This is a genomic window from Microbacterium sp. B24 (assembly GCF_000333415.1).
Taxonomy (GTDB): domain Bacteria; phylum Actinomycetota; class Actinomycetes; order Actinomycetales; family Microbacteriaceae; genus Microbacterium.
Genome location: NZ_BADB01000199.1, coordinates 1 through 4394, shown reverse-complemented (window position 1 = coordinate 4394; position 4394 = coordinate 1). Strand labels below are relative to the sequence as shown.

Genomic DNA, 4394 nt, shown 5'->3' with positions numbered 1-4394 from the left:
AGATCGACCCCGACCTTCCGTTGGGCCCATCCGCAGGCGGCGGAGTGGGACACCGTCTCGTGGACGCCTGGCTGCGCGAGCAGACCGACGACGACGAGGCCATCCGCAACCTCGCCTTCCCCACCGGATCGGCCATGCTCACGAAGCCGACCCATTCGTTCTCGCTGCTGCAGTCGCTGCTGATGGCGGCATCCGCCGGTAGCTACACCAACCTGGTCGACGCCGACTTCATCCTGGACAAGCGCGTCGTCGGCGGCCTGCAGCAGGTGCCGCTGCTGCTGGCCGAGCGCCTGGGCGACGACGTCTTCCTCGGTCAGCCGGTGCGCACCCTCGAATACACCGAGGGGGAGGGTGTCGTGGCCATCGCCGACGGCGTCACCGTCCGCGCCCGCCACGCGATCCTCGCGCTCGCGCCGGTGCTGTACAACCGCATCTCGTTCGTGCCGCCGCTGCCGCGCCTTCAGCACCAGATGCACCAGCACATCTCGATGGGCTTCGTCATCAAGGTGCACGCCGTCTACGAGACGCCCTTCTGGCGCGAGAAGGGCCTGTCGGGCACGGCCTTCAGCCCGTACGAGCTCTCGCACGAGGCGTACGACAACACGAACCACGGCGACGAGCGCGGAACGCTCGTGGGCTTCGTCTCCGACCGCACCGCCGATGACCTGTTCCGTCTGAGCGCCGAGGAGCGCAAGGAGCGCATCCTCGAATCGCTCAGTCACTACTACGGACCCGAGGCGAAGGATCCGGTCGTCTACTACGAGAGCGACTGGGGCAGCGAGGAGTGGACCCGCGGTGCGTACGCGGCATCCTTCGACCTCGGCGGCCTGCACCGGTACGGGGCCGACCTGCGGACGCCCGTCGGTCCGATCCACTTCGCCTGCAGCGACATGGCCGGCGCCGGCTACCAGCACGTCGACGGCGCCATCCGCATGGGGCGCCTGGCCGCGCAGCAGATCCTGGACGAGATCCACACATGAGCGGGCACGTCGTCGTCGGGTACACCGCGACCAAGCCCGGACGCGACGCCGTCGCGTTCGCCGCGCGGCTGGCGGCGGCCCTCGACGCCGTGCTCGACGTGGCGATCATCCTGCCCCGGTCGGACCGCAGCGTGATCACGCCCCCGGATGCCGGGTACGAGCGGCATCTGCACGCGCAGGCGCAGACCTGGATCGCCCAGGCGATCGATCGGATTCCCGCCGACGTCGTCGCCCACGCGCATGTGCGCCCGGCGGAATCGTTCGCCGAGGGACTCATCGAGATCGCCGACGAGCTGCGTGCTTCGTACGTCGTGGTGGGCGCCGCCGATGGGGCCTCGCGCGGTCGTCACCGGCTCGGATCGACGACGACCGAGCTGCTGCACTCGTCGGACGTCCCCGTCGTGCTGGTCCCGCGGGGGGCGCGCAAGATCGCCCCCGAGACGGGTATCACGCGGCTGACGGTCGCGGTCGGCACGCGGCCCGGGGCCGATGCCCTCATCGCCGAGACGCGGCGCTCGCGCAGGGACTCGGCGTGCCGTCCGGCTGCTGTCGCTGCTGCCGGTCGATCTGCCGCCGTCCGCAGATTCGGGAGCGATCCGCCTTGCCAGCAGCACGAAAGCCGACGAGGTGCTGGCGGCAGCCCGGGCGGAGCTGCCCGCCGGCTTGCACACCGACGTCGCGGTGGCCGCCGGCGAGAGCATCGAGGAGGCGGTGTCCTACCTCGACTGGCAGCCGGGCGAGGTGGTGCTCGTCGGATCGAGCCGCCTCGCTCAGCCGCGCCGCCTGTTCCTCGGCTCGACCGCGGCGAAGATGCTGCACGAGATCACCGTGCCGGTGATCGTCGTGCCCCGAACCCACTCCGAGGAGTCTCGACGATGAGCGCACCCTCCACGACCGACGCCGACGCCACGACCGGCGCACTCTCCCGCAAGGGACTCAGCGCCGGAACGATCGGTCTGATCGGTGCGGTCGTCATCGGCATCTCCTGCATCGCCCCGGCGTACACGTTCACGGCGGCCGTCGGCCCCACGGCATCCGCGGTGGGCGCGCAGATCCCGGCGATCATCCTCGTGGGATTCATCCCGATGCTCCTGGTCGCCTTCGGCTACCGCGAGCTGAACAACCGCATGCCGGATGCCGGGACCAGCTTCACCTGGGCGGCGCGCGCCTTCGGGCCGTGGGTCGGCTGGATGGCCGGGTGGGGACTCGTCGTCGCCACGATCCTCGTGCTGTCGAACCTCGCCGGCGTCGCGGTCGACTTCCTCTTCCTGCTGCTGTCGCAGGTGACCGGCAACGCCGAGATCGCCGACCTCGCCTCGAACACCTGGATCAATGTGGGCGTCTGCCTGCTGTTCATGCTCGCGGCCACCTTCATCTCCTACCGCGACATGCAGACGACCCAGAAGCTGCAGTACGTGCTCGTGACCTTCCAGGTCGCGGTGCTGCTGTTCTTCGCGATCGCCGCCATCGTGGAGGCCGTCAGCGGCAAGGGCTTCGATTTCCAGCCGTTCGACATCGGCTGGTTCAACCCGTTCGCCGTGAGCTCGTTCAGTGCGTTCGCCGCGGGCCTGTCGCTGTCGATCTTCATCTTCTGGGGGTGGGATGTCACCCTCACGATGAACGAGGAGACGAAGGACCCCGAGAAGACGCCGGGTCGTGCGGCGACCATTACGGTGCTGACGATCGTCTCGATCTACCTTCTGCTCGCGGTCGCGATGATCATGTACGCCGGTGTCGGCACGGGGGAGCTGGGCCTCGGCAACGAAGACATCCAGGGCAACGTGTTCTTCCACCTGTCGGGGCCGATCCTGGGGCCCCTCGCGTTCCTCGTGTCGCTCGCGGTACTCACCTCGTCGGCGTCGTCGCTGCAGTCGACGTTCGTGGGCCCCGCGCGCACGCTCCTGTCGATGGGGCACTACGGCGCGCTGCCGCCCGCCTTCGCCCGGGTCAGCCCGCGCTTCTTCACGCCCGGCTTCGCCACGATCGTCTCGGCGGTGGTCGCCTCCGCGTTCTACGCGGTGATGCGCGTGGTGAGCGAGAACACCCTCTGGGACACCATCCTCACCCTCGGCATGATGATCTGCTTCTACTACGGCGTCACGGCCTTCGCGTGCGTCTGGTATTTCCGTAAGCAGTGGTTCGACTCCGTGCGCAACGTGTTCTTCACGTTCCTGTTCCCGCTCGTGGGCGGCGTGATCCTCGGCATCCTGTTCTTCACCACGCTCATCGACTCCATGGATCCCGACTACGGCTCGGGCGCCAACGTCGGCGGCGTCGGGATCGTCTTCATCCTCGGCATGCTCATCATCGTGGTGGGTATCGTCCTCATGATCTGGCAGTCGGTGACACGTCCCGCGTTCTTCCGCGGCGAGACCCTCGCCACGGACGCCCCTGCCAGCACCCGTCGCCTGAAGGAGGCCGCACGTTGATCACCGAAAGCGCACTGCTCGAGAAGGTTCCCCGCGGCCTGTTCATCGGCGGCGAGTGGGTCGAGGGCTCGTCCGGCACCTTCCCCGTCGTCGACCCCGCGACCGGTGACACGCTCATCGAGATCGCGGACGCGTCGCCCGAGGACGGTATCCGCGCCCTGGACGCGGCGGTCGCGGCGCAGGAGGATTGGGCGGCGACGGCCNCGCGGCGACGCAGCGACATCCTCCGCCGGGCCTTCGACCTGCTGATGGAGCGCGCCGACGAGATCGCCCTGCTGATGACGCTCGAGATGGGCAAGCCGCTCGCGGAGGCCCGCGGCGAGATCACCTACGGCGGCGAGTTCCTGCGCTGGTTCAGCGAGGAGGCGGTGCGTGTCTCGGGTCGGTTCGGCTCGAACCCCGAGGGCACGGGACGCATGATCGTCAGCCAGCGTCCCGTCGGCCCCTGCTTCTTCATCACCCCGTGGAACTTCCCACTCGCGATGGCCACGCGCAAGATCGCCCCGGCACTGGCCGCCGGGTGCACCGTGGTCATCAAGCCGGCCGAGCTCACCCCACTGACGACGCTCGCCTTCGTCGACATCCTGGTCGAGGCGGGGCTTCCCGCCGGCGTGGTCAACGTCGTCACCACGACCCGCTCGGCGGCGCTGTCGGCACCCATCATCGCCGACCCGCGCCTGCGCAAGCTCTCGTTCACCGGCTCGACGCCGGTCGGCAAGAAGCTCATCGCCCAGGCGGCCGAAGGCGTGCTGCGCGTGTCGATGGAACTGGGCGGCAACGCCCCGTTCGTCGTGTTCGACGATGCCGACCTCGACAAGGCCGTCGACGGCGCGATGCTCGCCAAGTTCCGCAACATCGGGCAGGCCTGCACCGCCGCCAACCGCTTCATCGTGCACACCTCGGTCGCCGACGAGTTCGCGCGCCGTGTGACCGAACGCGTGAACGCGATGCGGACTCTAGAGGATCCCCGGGACCGAGCTCGAAT

Annotated in this window: 3 protein-coding genes and 2 pseudogenes; all 5 read left to right on the top strand. The window is 69.0% G+C overall.

Features of this window, described 5'->3' with window-relative positions:
- Window positions 1-980, top strand: a pseudogene (locus I5I_RS05210) (flavin monoamine oxidase family protein); the annotation flags it as partial.
- Window positions 977-1333, top strand: a pseudogene (locus I5I_RS17485) (universal stress protein); the annotation flags it as partial. The pseudogenes I5I_RS05210 and I5I_RS17485, both read left to right, overlap by 4 nt.
- Before the next feature lie 136 nt (window positions 1334-1469).
- Window positions 1470-1859, top strand: a complete 390-nt coding sequence (locus I5I_RS17480; RefSeq protein WP_036317323.1) for a universal stress protein — start codon at window positions 1470-1472, stop codon at window positions 1857-1859.
- On the top strand, window positions 1856-3409 hold the full coding sequence (locus I5I_RS05195; RefSeq protein ID WP_036317321.1) for an APC family permease: 1554 nt from the start codon (window positions 1856-1858) through the stop codon (window positions 3407-3409). The genes I5I_RS17480 and I5I_RS05195 overlap by 4 nt, the downstream gene beginning before the upstream one ends.
- Window positions 3406-4394, top strand: a 989-nt coding sequence (locus tag I5I_RS05190) for an aldehyde dehydrogenase family protein (RefSeq protein WP_036317318.1), incomplete at its 3' end; no start/stop codon positions are given. The genes I5I_RS05195 and I5I_RS05190, both read left to right, overlap by 4 nt.

What these genes read in the sequence shown, in the direction of transcription:
- I5I_RS17480 (WP_036317323.1), top strand. Translation starts at nt 1,470, where the DNA reads ATGCCCTCATCGCCGAGACGCGGCGCTCGCGCAGGGACTCGGCGTGCC.
- I5I_RS05195 (WP_036317321.1), top strand. Translation starts at nt 1,856, where the DNA reads ATGAGCGCACCCTCCACGACCGACGCCGACGCCACGACCGGCGCACTC.